Here is a 16,588-nt window from a genome sequence, read left to right as displayed (position 1 = left end):
CGGGTATCGACTGTAAGGGGACGTTTCTATGTCAAGCGCTACTTATCTTGCCCCTGGCGTCTACGTGGAAGAAGTGCCTTCCGCGCAGCAACCGATCGCGGGCGTGGGAACCAACGTGGTCGGTCTGATCGGCATCGTGCCGCCGACGATCTATCTTCCTGTGCCCAATCCCGACTACGATCCCGTCGCGGCGCGCGCCGCGCTCGAGCTCGAAGCCATCAGCGCGAGGCGGGCGGCGCTCGATCCGGGCAAGCCGGAGCATGCGGGCGAGATAGCGACACTCGACGAAGAGCGCGAGCGGCGCATCGCGAGCCTGCGCGGCACCGCGCAGGAATTGAAGACCAAGCTCGGACTCGCGCAGACGCGGCTGGCGTCCGCGAAAGCCGACCTGGACAAGGCCACGTCCGAACGCGACGACGCGCAGAAGGCGCTGCAGCCGCTCGAAACCGATTTCGAGTCCGCGTCCGCCGAAGACAAGCCGGCGAAGCAGACGGCGCTCGAAGCGGCGCGCACGACGCTCGCGAACAAGGAAACGGCGCTGCGCAAGATCACGTCGAGGCACGGTGCGGCGGACAACGACATCGCGCGGCTGCAGCGCGAACTCGATGAGACGTCCGCGCTCCTGCCGGCCGAGGCGGGCGCCGAAGGCGCGGCGGCGAAACCGGCCGAGGCCGCTGCCGCTGCGTCGGCGCCCGCGGGCGGCACGGAAACGGCCGCCGTGTCCACCCCATCCGCCGACAACGATCCGCTCGCGAGGGAGCTGGGCTATTTCGACGCCGATGCGAAGCCCGACGACAGCGCGCTCGCGCCGTCGATCCTGCGCCCGTACATCCTGCAGGCGTTCACGCTGAAAGCCGACGCCTGCGACACCAAGCTCTGCACCAACTTCACCGAGTACACGGAGCGCTTCGGCACGTTCTCCGCCTATCGCGACGATCCCGTGCGCCCGCCCGCCGACCCGGATCATCCCGACGCGCCGGACAACCCCGACAAGTGGATCTTCCGTCCATGCCATCCGGGCCATCATGCGCTGACGCATGCGGTCAACGGCTTCTTCAAGAACGGCGGGACCAAGGCATTCGTCGCGCGCATCGAGCGCATGGACCAGCTCGATCGCGTGCTGCAGAACTTCAGATCGATCGACGACATCGCCATCATCGCCGCGCCCGGTCTGCCGAGAACGCCCGGCACGTGGGAAGCGCTGATGTCGCATGCCGAGAACCGCGAGAACTGCTTCGCCATCCTCGACACGCCCGAGGAAGTGGCCGACGCCCGCGGCGATCTCGATATCGGCCAGCTCGAATACTCGGGCACCAACTCGATCCTGCCTCGCGTGTGCAAGAGCGCAGCGCTGTATTTCCCGCACATCGAAGTGAGCGATCCGGCGAAGGAACTGCAGGACACCGATCCGGGCCGCCGGGTCGCGGCGAAGTATCGCGGACGCACCTATGTGCCGCCGAGCGGGCATCTGGCCGGCATCTACGCGCTCACCGACACGCAGCGCGGCGTGCACAAGGCGCCGGCGAACGTGGCGGTGCGCGGTGCGCTCGAGGTGAAGTACTACATCAGCAAGCCCTTGCAGGAAATGTTGAATCCGCACGGCGTCAACGCGATCCGCATCATGAGCAACACGGTCACCGTGTGGGGCGCGCGCACCATGGGCGGCGACAAGAACGGCGAGTGGAAGTACATCAACGTGCGGCGTCTGTTCCTGTTCCTGCAGAAGTCGATCGAGGAGGGGACGCAGTGGATCGTCTTCGAGCCGAACGACGAGGCGCTGTGGGGCAAGATCAGGCTCAACATCACGGCGTTCCTGACCAACGTCTGGAGAACCGGCGCATTGTTCGGCACGACGCCGGAGCAGTCGTTCTATGTCAAGTGCGATGCGGAGCTCAACCCGCCCGCCGTGCGCGATGTCGGTCAGGTGGTGACGGAGATCGGCGTGGCGATCGTGCGGCCCGCGGAGTTCGTGATCTTCCGCATCACGCAGTCGACCGGCATGATCAACGCGTGAGCCGCGCCATGAGAGCCGCCCCGATATCCGCCGCCCTGGGTCGCCACGACGCATATGGCGCGCCCGGCCTGTATCTCGACTGGGTCCCGCAAGGGCTCGTGGGATCGCGGCGGCTCGCCTCGGGCGTGCCGGTGTTCGCCGGGTTCGTGAAGGCCGGATCGTTCGGCCCCGGCGAGCGGCACGCGCGGCAGTTCGACCGCTGGGAGCGCTTCGCGGCGGCCTATCGCGACGCCGCGCCGGGCGATCTTCTCGCCTGTGCCGTGCGCGGCTTCTTCGAGAATGGCGGCGAGCGCTGCGTCGTGCAGCCGGTGCAGACCCGCCTCGATGCCTACGCGGACAAGCCCGATCGTGCTCAAGCGCGCGAGCTCGCCGATCTGCTCATCTCGCCGTTCTCGGAGTCGGGCGTGCTGCGCGATCTCGAATATGTGGATCTCGTCTGCATGCCCGATGCGCTCGCGCCGCAACTGCGCGCCTTTCCCGAGTATGTGTTCGATGTGCAGAGCCGGATCGTCGAGTACTGCGCGCGGCTGCGCGACCGCTTCGCGATTCTCGACACGATGCCGTCGCCGGGCCAGCCGAATGCCGCGATGCGCGACGCGATCACGCAATGGCAGGCTCTGCCCGCCGATCACGGCGCGCTCTATTTTCCGTGGGTGCGCGTGCGCTCGCCGCGCCCGAACGCCGATGCGCGCGAGACGGTGCTGGTGCCGCCGTGCGGCCATATCGCGGGCGTATATGCGAGAAGCGACCGGCGCGTCGGCGTTCACAAGGCGCCGGCCAACGAACTGCTCGAAGGCGTGCTCGACCTCGACGTGCAGGTCGACGACCGCGACCAGGCCGATCTCAACGACGCGGGCGTCAACTGCCTGCGCGAATGGCCGGGGCGCGGATTGCGCATCTGGGGCGCGCGCACCCTGAGCGATCGGACCGCCGCGCGTTACGTGAACGTGACGCGGCTCGTGCTCGCGGTCACGCGCGAGCTGGAGCGCAACCTGCGCGATCTCGTCTTCGAGCCGCACAACACGGCGCTGTGGGGCGCCGTCGAGGACCGGGTGCGCGGCTATCTGCGCGATCTGCACGCGAGCGGCGCGCTGAAGGGCCGCGATGCGTCGGAAGCGTACTTCGTCGAGTGCAATGCCGAAACCAATTCAGTGGAAGGGCGCGACGCCGGCATGCTGGTCGCGCAAATAGGCCTGGCGGCAACCGCCCCGGCCGAATTCGTCATCGTTCGAATCACGCAGAGTGCAAACGGCGTGACCTTGGGCGGACCCGCGATGCACGCGTAAGGAGAGACACACCATGGCAACCGGAGATCGCAGAGACCCTTTTCGAGGCTTCAAGTTCAGGGTTCAGCTGGACGGCATTCAGCGGGCGGGCTTTCGTGAAGCGTCGGGGCTCGATGCCGCCACCGATGCGATCGACTATCGCGAAGGCGACGACAAGACCGTGACGATACACAAGCTGCCGGGCCTCAAGAAGTTCTCGAACATCACGTTGAAGCGCGGCATCACCGACGATCTCGATCTCTGGAAGTGGCGCAAGCAGGTCATGGACGGGAAGATCAAGGACGCGCGCAAGAACGGCTCGATCGTGCTGATGGACGACGAAGGCAACGATGTCGCGCAGTGGGATTTCGTCGCCGCGTGGCCGACCAAGTGGACCGGACCCGGCTTCAACGCGACGGCGAACGAAGTCGCGATCGATACGCTCGAGCTCGTGCATGAAGGCCTGGATCGCACGAAATGAAGATCCAGACGGAGTTTCCCTTCACGCTGCCGCGCGGCTATATCGACGGCGAGGGCAGCGTGCATCGCGAAGGCGTGATGCGTCTCGCGACCGCGAGCGACGAGATCGCGCCGATGAAGGACCCGCGCGTGCAGGTGAACCCCGGCTATCTCGCGGTGATCCTGCTCTCGCGCGTGGTGACCCGTCTCGGGAATCTGCCGCAGGTCAATCCGCGCGTGATCGAGGAATTGTTCGCCGCCGACTTCGCGCATCTGGAGGATCTGTACCGGCGCATCAACACGCAGGGACACAGCCGTCTTCATGTGGTGTGTCCCGGCTGCGAGAAGAAGTTCGAGGTGGAGGTCGAGACTTCGGGGGAGCAATAGGCTACCGCCCGGAGCAGATCTTCGAGGAGGTAGCCTATCTTGCCTATCACTTCCATTGGCCTTATACGCACCTGATGACGCTCGATCATCTCGAGCGCCGCCGCTGGATCGAAGAGGCAGCAAGGATCGTGAACCGGATCAACGACGCGCAGACCAACAGCCTGGAGTGAACCGACATGTCTCTCGACGTCCGTGGCGCGGATAGCCTGTATTCCGGCTTCCTTTATTCGGTCACGCTCAAGAATGCCCCCGAACCGGTGGCCGGCTTCAACGAAGTGTCCGGGCTCACCATCGAGACGGAAGTGGAGACGCTGCGCGAAGGCGGCGTGAACGACCGCGAGCATCAGCTCGCCGGCGCGACGAAGTACCCGTCGCGGCTGGTGCTCAAACGGGGCATCGGCGATCTCGCGCATCTGTGGCACTGGTACGCGGGCATCCTCGGCGCGAGGATCGAGCGGCGGGACGTCACCATCACGATGCTGACGCGCGAGGGCAAGCCCGGCATCAAATGGGTCTTTCTGGAGGCGTGTCCGGTCAAATGGACGGGGCCGGAGTTGCGCGCGAATACGTCGGCGGTTGCGTTCGAGTCCATCGAACTGGTGCATCGCGGCGTAGATCTGGGAGCCGGACGGTGAACGACGCGGACACGGCCTCCCGGCTTGCGCTCGGCGATGCGATCTGGCAGCGCCATGCGGGCACGCCGCTCATTTCGGGCGCGCGCGAGGAACATCGCGATGGGCTCGGCGCGACGGTTTTCGGCAGGCACAGCGATTTCGCCGAATCGATGATCGGGCGGCGCGGCGCGGGGCGCGGGATGAACTCGGGTCGCGGGAGCGGGCCGTTCGTGATCGCGAGAAGAAGTGTCGATGACGCGGCGCCGGCCAGCGATGGTCATGTGAGCGACGGCGCGGTGGCTAGCGGTTCGCATGGCTCGGGCGCGCAGACGGCACAGACGGCGAGACAGCGGAAGGCAGAGACCGGTCAGACTGCGAGCGCAAGCCGGGATGTCGCGGCTTTGCCGTTGCACGCGATGCAAGCGGACGAGCAACGGTCTGTCGCGGCTTTGCCGTTGCACGCGACGCAAGCGGACGAGCAACGGTCTGTCGCCGCTTCGCCGTTGCAGGCGACGCAAGCGGACGAGCATCGGTCTGTCGCGGCTGCGCCGTTGCACGCGACGCAAGCGAACGAGCATCGGTCGGTCGAGGCTTCGCCGTTGCACGCGATGCAAGCGAACGAGCATCGGTCTGTCGCAGCTGCGCCGTTGCACGCGAGGCAAGCGGACGAGCACCGGTCGCCGCATGACGGAACTGCCCGGTCTGCGTCGCAGGGCGCGGCGCATGGTGTGTCGGGGCAGGCTCCCGCTGTTTCCGCGACGCCGCTGGTCGTCGGTGCTTCGCCAACGCGGTCTCGGGGCGATGCCGTCATGCGTGCGCCGATGCCATCTCACGCCGATGTGCTTCGCGCGAATCCTTCCGCCGCCAGCGAACGTCATTCGCCGATGTCCGCGCCAACGCACACGCAGTCCGCTCCCGTGCCGCGTCCGCGTGAGACAACGGCGGCGCTGCCGGCGCTCGCGCCTGTCGCCCGCGCGCTGAACGCCGTGCATCGGCAGCGCGATGCGGTTGTGGCTCGCGATCCGGTACGCCGGGCAGCATCGACGGCTGATGAGGTTCGAGGCTTCGTATCGCCTGCCGCGATGGTTCCTGCCGTCACGCCAGCCGTCTTTAGCAATCCGGATCATATGTCGCGGGAGCGTGCGGCGGTTAGCAGGCCCATCGCGACGGACACGGTGCAGGCGAGCGCTTCGGATGAGGCGACGCCGGCTATCGGGGCGAGCCGCCCGGCGGATGCGCCGCTCGCTGCTTCAATGCCGGCGATATCCGCAGCGCAGTCGCTCGCACCCGCGCGCTCTGTCGAGGCATCGACGGGAATCGCGGCGGCAGGCAATGATGCACAGAATGCGCCGACGCCCGACCAAGCGCGCGTCGCGGATGCACGAACGCCAGTCCGCGCGACGGCAGGCCTTCAGGAACGGCTGCGTGTGGCGCTGAGTCAGGTGCGGGTCAGCCGGTTTCCCGAACCGACAGCGCCCGCGCGCGCGATCGACGCAACGGCATCATCGGACGATCGGACGCATGGGAGCGCATCGGCAGAGGCTTCGGGACGGATGCCTGTCAGCGAGACGGGTCGGTCCGCTGCGAGTACTTCATCGCCGACGGTCGGGACAGTGGCTCCCGTCGCCGCGCGGGATGTCGTGCGACAGCCGCTATCGATGGTTCCTTCAAGCGTAGCCATCAGCGCCGATAGGCCGCGTGCGCAGTTTCGCGACTCGTTGCCATCGATGCGGACGGACGGCATCGCGAGCGCGAGTGCAAGCGGCCCCATCGCCCGAAGCGCTGATGCGCCGCGCATCGATGCCATCGGGGATGCGGTTTCGGCTTCACTGTTGCCTTCATCCACGACTTCGCCACCGCTCCCCGGACCACTGATGGCACGACGCCCGCTTGCCGCCGCGATGCGCTCGATCGCGTCCGGTGCAACGGTTGCCGTACCGCAAGGCGCGCGGCCGTCCGTCCCGACGATGCAATCCGCACCTGTCCCGACGGCTACCGTGCGCGATACGTCTACGAGCGCATCGGGTTTCACGAAACCGTTGGTCGCGAGCCGGGCGCGCTCGACCGCTGCGCGGCCCGACGCGCCGCGCTTGCCCGGCTTCGGCGAACCGCACGACGCGCCACACGAACCCGCGCCGACGCCGCAACGCGATGTCGCGCGCATGACGGAGCAGGTTCACGAGACGCCGTGGGACGCATCGCCACCCGCGATGCCGACACTGCTGCACGCAGCGGGCGATACCGTGATCGCGCGGCAGTCCGCGGACCACGCCGTCCCGCCTCGGACCACGACACCCGGCACAGCTGCATCGCCGGATGCGGCGCGAACCTCGAGCGAGCTTCCCGTCGTGACGCAAGGAACCGACGACATCACGCGCATGACGCCTTCGCGCGCGACAACCCGAGGCAGAAGCGTGATCCAACCCGCCGCCGACCATACGGTTGCGCAGCGCTTCGCCATGAACCATCCGACGACCTCGAACCAAGCAGCAGATCGCGCGGTGGCGCATCCTCGGATGCTGCAAACATCGTCCGTAGCGGGCGCGGACCTCGACGACAAACCATCACGTTCGTTCGTCAGGAAGACGGTGTCGCAACCCGCGCCCGGCGCATCGTCATTCGCGACGACGTCGACGGCGCGTTCCATCGGCACGTCACCGTGGCAATCGACGCAAAGCGGCGCTGCCGACATCCCGGCAACGCCGCTTCGACATAGCCCGCAAGCCGACACCCATTCGGTGCCCGCGCGCGGCATGTCGCGCGCACCGGCGGTTCTGCCGCTTCAGCGCGCCGTCCAGCCGGCCCACGCGACGTCCACCGCCCCGGCGGCGCCCGCATCGACCGACACCGTCGCCGAATCCTACGGCGTCGTGCCGCTGTCCTTGCAGGCCGAGCCGAACTCGGCGGAAGCACCGCCCAAGCCCGCCAACGGCAACGCCGCGGCATCGCCGGATGCAAAGAACGCCGATGCCACCGCACCCGGCGCCGCCGAGCTCGCCGATCAGGCGTGGCAGATCATCATGGACAGGCTCGCCATCGAACGCGAGCGTCGCGGGGGAGCACCATGGCCCTAGACAAACTCACGATCGTGGTCGAAGCCGACGCGGGCAAGCTGCAATTCAACCAGCGCGACGACGCTCACTACATCGCGGCGATGTTCAACCCGAAGAGCCTCGGCGTGAACCGCTCGGTGCAATGGGAGAGCGCGAAGGCAGCCAAGCGCGACAGTCCCGAGCTGCAATACACGACCGCCAGTCCCGCCACGCTGACCATCGACCTGTTCTTCGATACCTACGACCGCGCTGACGCGAACAAGCCGAGCGTGTACGTCCATACGAAGAAGCTCGCCGATCTCACGCTCGTGCGCGGCGACAAGCATCGGCCGCCGGTCTGCCAGCTCTTCTGGGGCAAGCAGGGCATGATCTTTCAGGGCGTGCTGCAGCAGATCGACCAGAGCTACACGATGTTTCTGGAGAACGGCGTGCCGGTCCGGGCCACGGCCAAATGCACGTTCCTGCAATGGCGCGCGAACGCGACCGACATGAAAAAGCAGAACCTGATGTCCGCCGACGTGGCCAAGCTCTGGACCGTGCGGCGCGGCCAGACGCTCGCCAGCATCGCGGCCGACGAGTATCTCGATCCGGCGAACTGGCGTGACATCGCGTCGGCGAACGGCATCGACGATCCGCTCGCGCTCGGCCCCGGCACGACCTTGCTGCTGCCGGCGCTGCCCGCAGGAAGGCCCGCGTCCGGCGGCCATCGCAAGAAGGAGGCGCCGTGAACGCGCGCAGCGACTTCGATACCCTCGCGCCCGAGTTCTCGCTGCGCGTCAACGGCTCGCCCTTGCCGACCGAGGCGGCGGCGGATCTCATCGATGTCGTCGTCCTCGAGGATGTCGATGCGATGAGCATGTTCACGTTCTCGCTCACCTGCTACGACTCGGCGGAGATGAAAGTGAAATGGATCGACGACGCGCTCTTTCGCGAAGGCAATCCGGTCGAGATCGAGATCGGCTATCGCGACAACAAGCGCACCGTCTTCAGCGGCGAAATCACCGGGCTCGAGCCGACTTTTCTCGAAAGCAGCCCGCCGACGCTCACCGTGCGCGGCTACGACCGCCGTCACCGGCTCGCGCGCGAGCGCAAAACGCGCTCCTACACCAACGTGAAGGACAGCGACATCGCGAGCCGGCTCGCGGCGACGGCGGGCCTCACGCCCCAGGCCGACGACACGAAGGTCACGCTGCCGTACCTGCTGCAGCACAACCAGACGGACCTGGAGTTCCTGCTTTCGCGTGCGCGGCGGATCGATCATGAAATCGTCGTCGATGACCGTACGCTGATCTTCCGGCCGCGCAGGATCGATCGCGATGCGGCCCTCACGCTGCGCCGCGAGATCGAGCTGCTGGACTTCCGTCCGCGCATGACGACGATGGGCCAGGTCGAGGAACTGCTCGTGAAGGGCTGGAACGCGAAGGACAAGAAGGAGATCGTCGGCCGCGCGGGCACATCGGACGTGAAGAGCCTGATGGCGGGCAAGGCGTCGGGCGCGTCGAGCGTGAGTGGTCTCTTCGGCAAGTCGGGCAGCGCGAGCGTGGTGTCCGCGGTCCAGAGCCAGGACGACGCCGACGCGGTCGCGCGGCAACGCTTCGGCGAAATGGCGCTCGGCTACATCCGCTGCGACGGCCAGTGCATCGGCGAACCGACGCTGCGTGCCGGCGTCGTCGTGAAGATCGAAGGCGTGGGCGAGCGCTTCAGCGGCCTCTATTACGTCACGTCGGCCGAGCAGCGCTTTTCCCCGAAAAAAGGCTACCGCACGCGCTTCGCCGCGAGGAGGAACGCGACATGATGCACGACGAACTGCTGCGCAGCCTGCTCGCGCGCACCGACGGCGACGGCCGCTACTTCGGCGTCGTGGTCGGGATCGTGACGAACAATCACGATCCCGAGAACATGCATCGCGTCAAGGTGCGCTTTCCGTGGCTCAACCTCGACGACGAAAGCAACTGGGCGCGCGTCGCCAGCGCGATGGCGGGCAACGGACGCGGCGCCTACTTCCTGCCGGAAGTGGACGACGAAGTGCTGGTCGCGTTCGAGCATGGCAGCGTCGAGCATCCGTATGTCATCGGCGCGCTGTGGAACGGCAAGGACGCGGCGCCGGAATCCAACGCCGACGGCAACAACGACAACCGCGCATTCCATTCGCGCAGCGGCCACGTGATCCGCATGTCCGACAAGGCCGGCAGCGAGAAGATCGAAATCATCGACAAGACGGGGCACAACCGCGTCGTCATCAGCGCGTCGGACAACTCGATCTCGATCGAAGCGCAGGGCGACATCGCGATCCGCTCGCAGACCGGCAAGGTGACGATCGAAGGCGTCGGCGTGGAGATCGATTCGAAGGCCGGCGTCAAGGTGAGCGCGAACACGACCATCGACGCGACCGCCACCGCGACGATGAATCTCAAGGGCGCGCTGATCAACCTGAACTAGCGCGCCGCGAACAAGGGAGCCGAAGATGCCTCTGGAAGTGCTCGGAGTCGGATGGGACTTTCCGGTCGGGCTCGCCGCCGACGCGGAGGGCGCGTCGCGCATCTCGATCGCGCGCTACGAAGCGTGCGTGAAGCATTCGATCCTGATCATTCTCTCGACGGCGAAGGGCGAGCGCGTGATGCGCCCGGATTTCGGCTGCGGGCTGCACGATCTCGTCTTCGCCGTGAACGGCAGCGCGACGCAGGGCATGGCGGCGTTTCACGTGCGCGAGGCGCTGGAGCAGTGGGAGCCGCGTATCGACGTGCTGAACACGGAAGCCTACGCAGCGGGCGATCTCGACGAGCAGTTGCTGATCGAGATCGACTACCGCGTGCGTCTCACCGACAGCCGGTTCAACCTCGTCTATCCGTTCTATCTCGACAGGCCGCTCGCGTGACACCGTACAACGCCCCCCTCGTTCGGATGCAGCGCCTGAGCGCCTCGCGAATCGGCGCGGCGCTGGCGCGGGCGCTCGAAGCGGAGGCGGATCGCGCCGCTGGCGAGCGGGCGCGCGATCCGTTGCGCGAAGCGCTCGGACAGGTCTTCGCGCATTACTGCGACATCCTGACCGACCGGCTCAACCGCGCGCCCGATGCGCATCTGTCCGCTTTCGCGCAACTGCTCGGCGCGGCGTCCGAGCCCGCCGTGCCGGCCCGCGCGCCGCTCGTCTTCAAGGCGGCGCGCGCGGCCGCGAACGCGCCGGTGCCCGTCGTGCCGCGCTACACCGAAGTCGCGGCGCCGCCCGCGCCGGGCGAAACCGACGCGGTCGTGTATCAGACCGAGGCGGATCTCGACGTGTTGCGCGCCGATCTCACGCGCGTCGTCGCGGTCGATACGGGGCGTTGCGTCGTCGCGGAGGCGGGCGGCACGATCGCCGAAGCGGGGCTGCCGCCCGGCGTCACGCCTTTCACGCACGCGGTGCCGCTCGTGCGGGCGATGCATATCGGCCATCCGTCGCTGTGGGCGCAGAGCGATCTCATCGGCTTCTCATTGCAGGCGGAGATCGCGCATGCGGGTGCGCGCGAGCCGGGCACGCAGCTCGGCTGGGGCCTCACCACGGATGGCGGATTCGTCGCGCTCACGCCCTTGCTCGACACGACCGACGGCCTCGCGCAAAGCGGCGAGGTCCGCTTCGGCGCGCTGCCCGAAGGCGTGAAGATCGAGCCGGCCGCGCTGCGCGGCGTGATGAACTGCTGGCTGACGTGCCGCATCGTGCCCGCCGCCGCAGCCTCCGGGCCGCAAGCGCCGGTTCCGCGCGACGCGACGGCCGGCACGAGCGCGCCCGTCACCATCACGGCGCTGCGTCTGTTCGCGGACCGCGCGCTCGAGGCCACGCCCGTCGACGCGGCGCTGTCCGGCCGCATGCCGCTCGATGTGACCCGCGACTTCTATCCGTTCGGCGAGCGTCCGCGCTTCGGCGACGTGTTCTATCTCGCGTCCGGCGGATTCGCGATCGCCAACGCGCACGCCTTGCTCGCGATCGAGCTGACCAATCCCGCCTGCGCCGCGCCCGATGCCTCGCCGATCCCGCCGGTGAGCCGCGCGGGCGATCCGCGCGTGCAATGGGAGATGCACACCCGCACCGGCTGGCGTCCGCTGCCGGCCGACGACAAGACGCACGCGCTGACCCGCGACGGCGCCGTCAGCTTCGCGATTCCCTCCGACGTCGCGCCGGCCACGATCGGCGGCGTGACGGGCAACTGGCTGCGCGTGCGGCTGGTGTCGGGCAGCTACGTTCCGCAACCCCGCGCGACGGATGCCGCCATCGCCCCGGCCGATGCGCCGCCGTCGATCGCGCGCATCCGCGTGTCGGTGTCGCTGCATATCGGACCGGTGCTGCCGGAGCGCATCGTGATCGAGGACGGGCTGGAAGCGCGTCATGTCGTCGTCCCCGCGCTGCCGCCGTTCCCCGCGTTCAGCCTGTTCGATCCCTACGACACGGCAGGGCGCGCGCTCTATCTGGGACTCGCCGCCGATCCGGCACAGCTCGCCGGGCACACGCTGAACGTCTATGTCGCGCTCGCGGCCAGCGATGCCCGGCCGGTCTGCCGCGCCGACGATCCCGCGTCCGTGCAGCGCTGGCAGGTGCGCGGCGCGGCCGGCTGGCGCGATTGCACGGCGCTCGATCGCACGGGCGGGCTGAAACATGCGGGCATCGTGAGCGTGACGATCGGCGACGATGTGGCGCGCTGGAGCAGCACCGCGCTGGAGGCGAGCCCCGCGCTCGTCTGGCTGCGCTTCATGCTGGCGGCATCGGCGGACATGCGGCGCGAGGCCGGCGCGCTCGCGCCTCTGCCGGACCCGGACGCGCTGGCGGCGGCGAGGACATCGATACGACGGGCGGCGTCCGCGCCATGCGACGACAGCGCGATGCTCGCCGTGCGGCTCCTCGCGCCGAACGCGGTGAGCGCCGTTCAGGCGATCCGGCTCGAACATGAGCTGCTCGGATCGAGCAACGGCCGGCCGGCGCAGTCGTTCCGGCTCGCGCGCAGCCCGGTGCTGGGCGGGTTGCTGCTCGACGTGCGCGAAGGGCAGGCGGGCGACGCGCGCGACTGGGTGCGCTGGACGTGCATCCACGACTTCGCGGACGCGGGCCACGACGCGCGGGTGTTCACGCTCGACCGCGCAAGCGGCACGGTGCGTTTCGGCGACGGCCGGAAAGGGCGCATCCCGCCCGCGGGCGGCAACGGCCTGCGCGCGAGTTACAGCGCGGGCGGCGGGGCGCGCGGCAACCGGCCGGCGGCGGCCATCGCGCAGTTGCGCACGACGATTCCGTATATCCAGTCGGCCGCCAACTGCGACGCCGCGACGGGCGGCCAGGATGCCGTCGACGACACCTGGCTGCGCGGCGCGGCGCTCGCCCGCATCCGTCATCGCGACCGCGCCGTGTGCGCCGAGGATTACGCCGATCTCGCGCGCCGCGCATCGCCGCAGGTGGCAAGCGCCTTGTGCCGGGGCGTGCGGGATCTGTCCAGGGCCGGCGACGCGGCTCAGCCCGCACAGGGCATCGTGAGCGTGCTGATCGTGCCGGACAGCGCCGAGCCGCAACCGCAGCCCGCGCGCGCACTGCTCGAACGCGTGCGGACGTATCTGCTCGCGCGCTGCGCGGCCGGCGTCGAGGTGGTCGTGCTCGGTCCGGCGTATCTGCGCGCGAGTGTCGAAGCGCAGATCGCGGTGGCAGCCGACGCATCGCCGGTACGCGTCGCCGCGGCGTGCGAGGCGCGCGTGAACGCGTTCCTGCATCCGGTCTCGGGCAATGCACGCGGCGAGGGCTGGGCGTTCGGCGAAGTCCCGCACGCGTCCGACCTGCTCGCGGCGCTGCGCACGGTGCAGGGCATCGATCACGTGCGCGGACTGCGGATCTTCTTCGACGCGGGCGAGCCGGGCCTGCGCGAGCGCGGCGACTTTCTCGTCTGCGCGGGCGTTCACACGATTCGAGCGAGCGGACGATGATGCAGACCCCTCATCTCGACGATCGCGACTTCGACGACCTGGTTCGCGAAGGCCTAGCGCTGCTGCCGATCTACGCGCCGGAGTGGACCGATCACAATCCGTCCGACCCGGGCGTCACGCTGATCGAGCTGCTCGCGTATTTCGCGGACATCCTGCTCTATCGCATCGGACGCGTCACGCCTGCCGCGAAGCTGCAGTTCCTGCGCCTGCTCAAGGGCTCGCGCGACTACGACTTCAGCCGGCGCTTTGCCGATGCCCATGGCCAGCCGTCGCGCATCGTCGATCCGATGGATGAGCTCGCGCGCGAGATCCGCGAGGCGGTGAGCGAGCTTTCCCATCTGCAATGCGCGGTGACGCCGGGCGATTTCGAGCAGCATGCGCTCGCGGTGATCGGACGGGAGCTGCCGGGCCGGCGCGCTTGCGCGCACTGCATCGCGAACGCCGATCTGAGCGCTGGTCACATGCGCGCGTCACGTACCGACGCGCGCGGCCACGTGAGCCTGCTGATCGCGCTGCCCGAGGACGTGCCGCCGCACGAGGCCGCGCGCGTGCGCGACGCCGTGCGCGCCGACCTGCTGCCGCGCTGCCTTCTCACGACGCGCCTGCACGTGCTCGCGCCGCCGCCGCTGCGGGCGCGCATCGGCTTTGCGCTCGCGCTGCTGCCGGGGGCGTCGCGCGAGCGCGTCCTCGATGAGATCCGCGCGGCCTTGCGGCGCCGCTATGCGCTCTTCGCCGCGGACGATGACACCGGCATCAACGCCGATGCCGATGCGAGCCGGATCTTCGGCCAGCCCTTGAACCTGTCGGAAGTCGCCGCGCTGATCGACGACGTGGACGGCGTCGACTACGTGGAAGACGTGACCGTGCGCGCGATCGGCGGCGAGCCCGACGGCGCGGGCGCGGAGCTCGGCGTGCAGATCGGCGCGACATCGACCGTGGGCATCGACGCGCGTCTCGGCGGCCCGCACGACGCAGGCGAGGAGCGGCTCGAACGCGACAGCGCGGGGGCGCTTTCGTCGGTGATGCTGCGGCCCTGGGAAGTGCTGATGCTCGACGTCATGCCGGACGCGGTGCGCGTGATCGACAGGCCGGCGCCGCTCGTGCTGCGCGGCGATCCGGGCGAGGGCGCGGTGAGCGCGGACAGCGGCGCGGACAACGGCGGAGACAGCGATCGTGACTGAGCCCGCCGACCGCATGATGGCGGCGTTGCCCGCCATTTACCGCGCCACCGACGAGAAGGGGCAGCTGCGCGCGCTGCTGCGCGCCTTCGAGTCGATGCTGCTGTACAGCGGCGATGCCGCGGCGCCGGCCATCGCCGATGACATCGACATCATTCCGGAGACGTTCGCGCCGCTCGGCGTCGCGCAGTCGGGCGAGCTCGCCACGCCGAACGGTCTGTACCGCATCCAGCCGGGCGAGCGCGGCGCGGCGCCCGAGCGCTTCCTCGCTTGGCTCGCGCAATGGGTCGCGTTCAGTCCGTACGCGCTGTTTCCGCCGCAACGGCTGCGCGAGATCATCGCCGGCATCGTGCCGCTCTACGGCAGCCGGGGCACGCGCCGCTATCTCGCGAAGCTGCTCGCGCTCTGCTTCGACGAAGTGATCGAGTCCGAGATCGAGATCGAGGAAGAACCGCTGCACGGGTTCCTGATCGGCCGCGCGCGGCTCGGAACGGACACCGTGCTGGCCGCCGACGAGCCGTTCCGCTTCCGCGTGGCACTGGTCGTGCGCGAGCGCGGGGAGACGCTGTCGGGCGAATCGTGGGAAGCATTCGAGAAGCGCGTGCGCGTGATCGTCGATTTTGCCCGGCCGGCGCATACCGAGTACGAGTTGGTGCTACGAAGAGGCACGAGTCATGCACAAGAAACTGCTCATCAATAAGAAGCCGGCGTATTACCGCGGCCAGTTGCTGCTCGAGGACGATTTCATCGCGGAGCAGCGTTATCACGCGAACGCGCGTTACCGGCACTCGCTGAACCTGCACGGCTGGGGCGTCGTGCGCGGGCTCGAAGTGCGGCACGCTGGCACGAACGAGATCGTCGTGAGCCCGGGCTTCGCGATCGACGGACGTGGTCACGAAATCGAGCTCGTGCAGGAAGAGAAGCTCGAAGTGCCGTCGAACTCGGCGAACTCGACGCTCATGGCGAGCCTCGTCTACGACGAGGACGATGCGCCCGCCGCCGACAGCGAGCGCCGCACGCGCAAGTGCTATGCGGTGCTGTCGCTCGCGGCGGGCGTGCCGGAGGCAGCGGTCGTGCTCGCGAGCGTCGAGCTGGACGAGCACAGCCACGTCACGGCGCACGGCATCGGAACGACCAACCGCCGCACTCTGAAAACGCCGCTGTCGCCGGGCTGCGTCACGGCGCGCGCGCTCGATCCGCACTTGCGCACCGGCTGGCTCAGGATGCCGTTCCGGCCGACCGTCTGGCCTTCCGACGAGCAGGATGCGCCGCCGCCGTTTCGCGTCGGCCCGACCGAAGCGCGCTCGCATCGCGAGATCAAGAACGAGCCGAACACGCAAGGCGCGGGCGGGACGATGGCCATCTCGCTCGCGCCCGGCGTCACGCGCGTGCTGAAGTTGCGCATCGCCGGCGCGGAGAACGACGGGCGGCTCAAGGTCGAGCTGTATATCGGCGGCTGGGACGCGGCGAACAAGCGGCATGTCGCGGACGTCGTGCTCGCCGAGGAAGTGAAGGGCGGACCCTACGACCACACCTGGGACGTGTCCAGGGGCGACATCCATCTGGAGTCGTCGACGCTCTCCATCGCGATTCGCGCGGACGGCTACGCGCGGGTATCGCTCGTCGCCGTCGAAGTGACCTGCGATCCGGCGCTGCTGCAGATTGCGCCGGCGCTCGGCTGAAGCGG

15 protein-coding genes are annotated in these 16,588 nt (G+C 68.6%); all 15 read left to right on the top strand.

The features are described from left to right. Positions 1-28: 28 nt before the first annotated feature. Genes AWB78_RS10355 through AWB78_RS10290 form a run of 15 tightly spaced genes read left to right on the top strand, consistent with a single transcriptional unit; the run spans position 29 to position 16,583 of the window. Entirely contained in the window at positions 29-2,014 is a 1,986-nt protein-coding gene (locus AWB78_RS10355; protein ID WP_082883278.1) for a phage tail sheath C-terminal domain-containing protein, read from the top strand. A gap of 8 nt (positions 2,015-2,022) precedes the next feature. Then, positions 2,023-3,300 (top strand): phage tail sheath family protein, encoded by a 1,278-nt coding sequence (locus AWB78_RS10350; RefSeq protein ID WP_062604479.1) that lies wholly within the window; start codon positions 2,023-2,025, stop codon positions 3,298-3,300. Between the two features lie 13 nt (positions 3,301-3,313). Then, positions 3,314-3,760: a phage tail protein gene (locus AWB78_RS10345; protein WP_062604478.1), complete on the top strand. Its 447-nt coding sequence runs from the start codon at positions 3,314-3,316 to the stop codon at positions 3,758-3,760. Beyond that, positions 3,757-4,125, top strand: a complete 369-nt coding sequence (locus AWB78_RS10340) for a hypothetical protein (protein WP_062604477.1) — start codon at positions 3,757-3,759, stop codon at positions 4,123-4,125. The genes AWB78_RS10345 and AWB78_RS10340 overlap by 4 nt, the downstream gene beginning before the upstream one ends. Then, positions 4,068-4,295 carry a DUF6760 family protein gene (locus AWB78_RS49560; protein ID WP_074173419.1) on the top strand — a complete coding sequence of 76 codons (228 nt, stop codon included), beginning with the start codon at positions 4,068-4,070 and terminating at the stop codon, positions 4,293-4,295. The genes AWB78_RS10340 and AWB78_RS49560 overlap by 58 nt, the downstream gene beginning before the upstream one ends. Positions 4,296-4,301: 6 nt before the next feature. Continuing rightward, positions 4,302-4,760, top strand: coding sequence for a phage tail protein (locus tag AWB78_RS10335; protein WP_062604476.1), 459 nt, complete (start codon positions 4,302-4,304; stop codon positions 4,758-4,760). Next, positions 4,757-7,813 carry a hypothetical protein gene (locus tag AWB78_RS10330; protein ID WP_062604475.1) on the top strand — a complete coding sequence of 1,019 codons (3,057 nt, stop codon included), beginning with the start codon at positions 4,757-4,759 and terminating at the stop codon, positions 7,811-7,813. Before AWB78_RS10335 ends, AWB78_RS10330 begins: the two co-directional genes overlap by 4 nt. Further along, a complete protein-coding gene (locus AWB78_RS10325) occupies positions 7,804-8,520 on the top strand; it encodes a CIS tube protein (protein ID WP_062604474.1) in 717 nt (238 codons plus the stop codon). The genes AWB78_RS10330 and AWB78_RS10325 overlap by 10 nt, the downstream gene beginning before the upstream one ends. Next, on the top strand, positions 8,517-9,587 hold the full coding sequence (locus AWB78_RS10320) for a phage late control D family protein (RefSeq protein WP_062604473.1): 1,071 nt from the start codon (positions 8,517-8,519) through the stop codon (positions 9,585-9,587). The genes AWB78_RS10325 and AWB78_RS10320 overlap by 4 nt, the downstream gene beginning before the upstream one ends. After that, positions 9,584-10,231, top strand: coding sequence for a phage baseplate assembly protein V (locus AWB78_RS10315; RefSeq protein WP_062604472.1), 648 nt, complete (start codon positions 9,584-9,586; stop codon positions 10,229-10,231). Before AWB78_RS10320 ends, AWB78_RS10315 begins: the two co-directional genes overlap by 4 nt. Before the next feature lie 25 nt (positions 10,232-10,256). Next, the gene (locus AWB78_RS10310; RefSeq protein WP_062604471.1) at positions 10,257-10,667 is read left to right on the top strand and encodes a gp25 family contractile injection system sheath assembly initiator; all 411 of its coding nucleotides are present in this window, start codon (positions 10,257-10,259) and stop codon (positions 10,665-10,667) included. Continuing rightward, complete coding sequence (locus tag AWB78_RS10305; RefSeq protein ID WP_157697451.1) at positions 10,664-13,723, top strand: putative baseplate assembly protein; 3,060 nt, start codon at positions 10,664-10,666, stop codon at positions 13,721-13,723. Before AWB78_RS10310 ends, AWB78_RS10305 begins: the two co-directional genes overlap by 4 nt. Beyond that, entirely contained in the window at positions 13,720-14,904 is a 1,185-nt protein-coding gene (locus tag AWB78_RS10300; RefSeq protein ID WP_062604469.1) for a baseplate J/gp47 family protein, read from the top strand. The genes AWB78_RS10305 and AWB78_RS10300 overlap by 4 nt, the downstream gene beginning before the upstream one ends. Further along, on the top strand, positions 14,897-15,601 hold the full coding sequence (locus tag AWB78_RS10295) for a hypothetical protein (protein WP_157697450.1): 705 nt from the start codon (positions 14,897-14,899) through the stop codon (positions 15,599-15,601). Before AWB78_RS10300 ends, AWB78_RS10295 begins: the two co-directional genes overlap by 8 nt. Beyond that, a complete protein-coding gene (locus AWB78_RS10290) occupies positions 15,576-16,583 on the top strand; it encodes a hypothetical protein (protein WP_062604467.1) in 1,008 nt (335 codons plus the stop codon). Before AWB78_RS10295 ends, AWB78_RS10290 begins: the two co-directional genes overlap by 26 nt. The last annotated feature ends 5 nt before the right edge of the window (positions 16,584-16,588 follow it).

Source organism: Caballeronia calidae (assembly GCF_900044055.2).
GTDB classification, from domain to species: Bacteria; Pseudomonadota; Gammaproteobacteria; order Burkholderiales; family Burkholderiaceae; genus Caballeronia; species Caballeronia calidae.
This window is presented reverse-complemented; position numbering and strand designations above follow the sequence as displayed.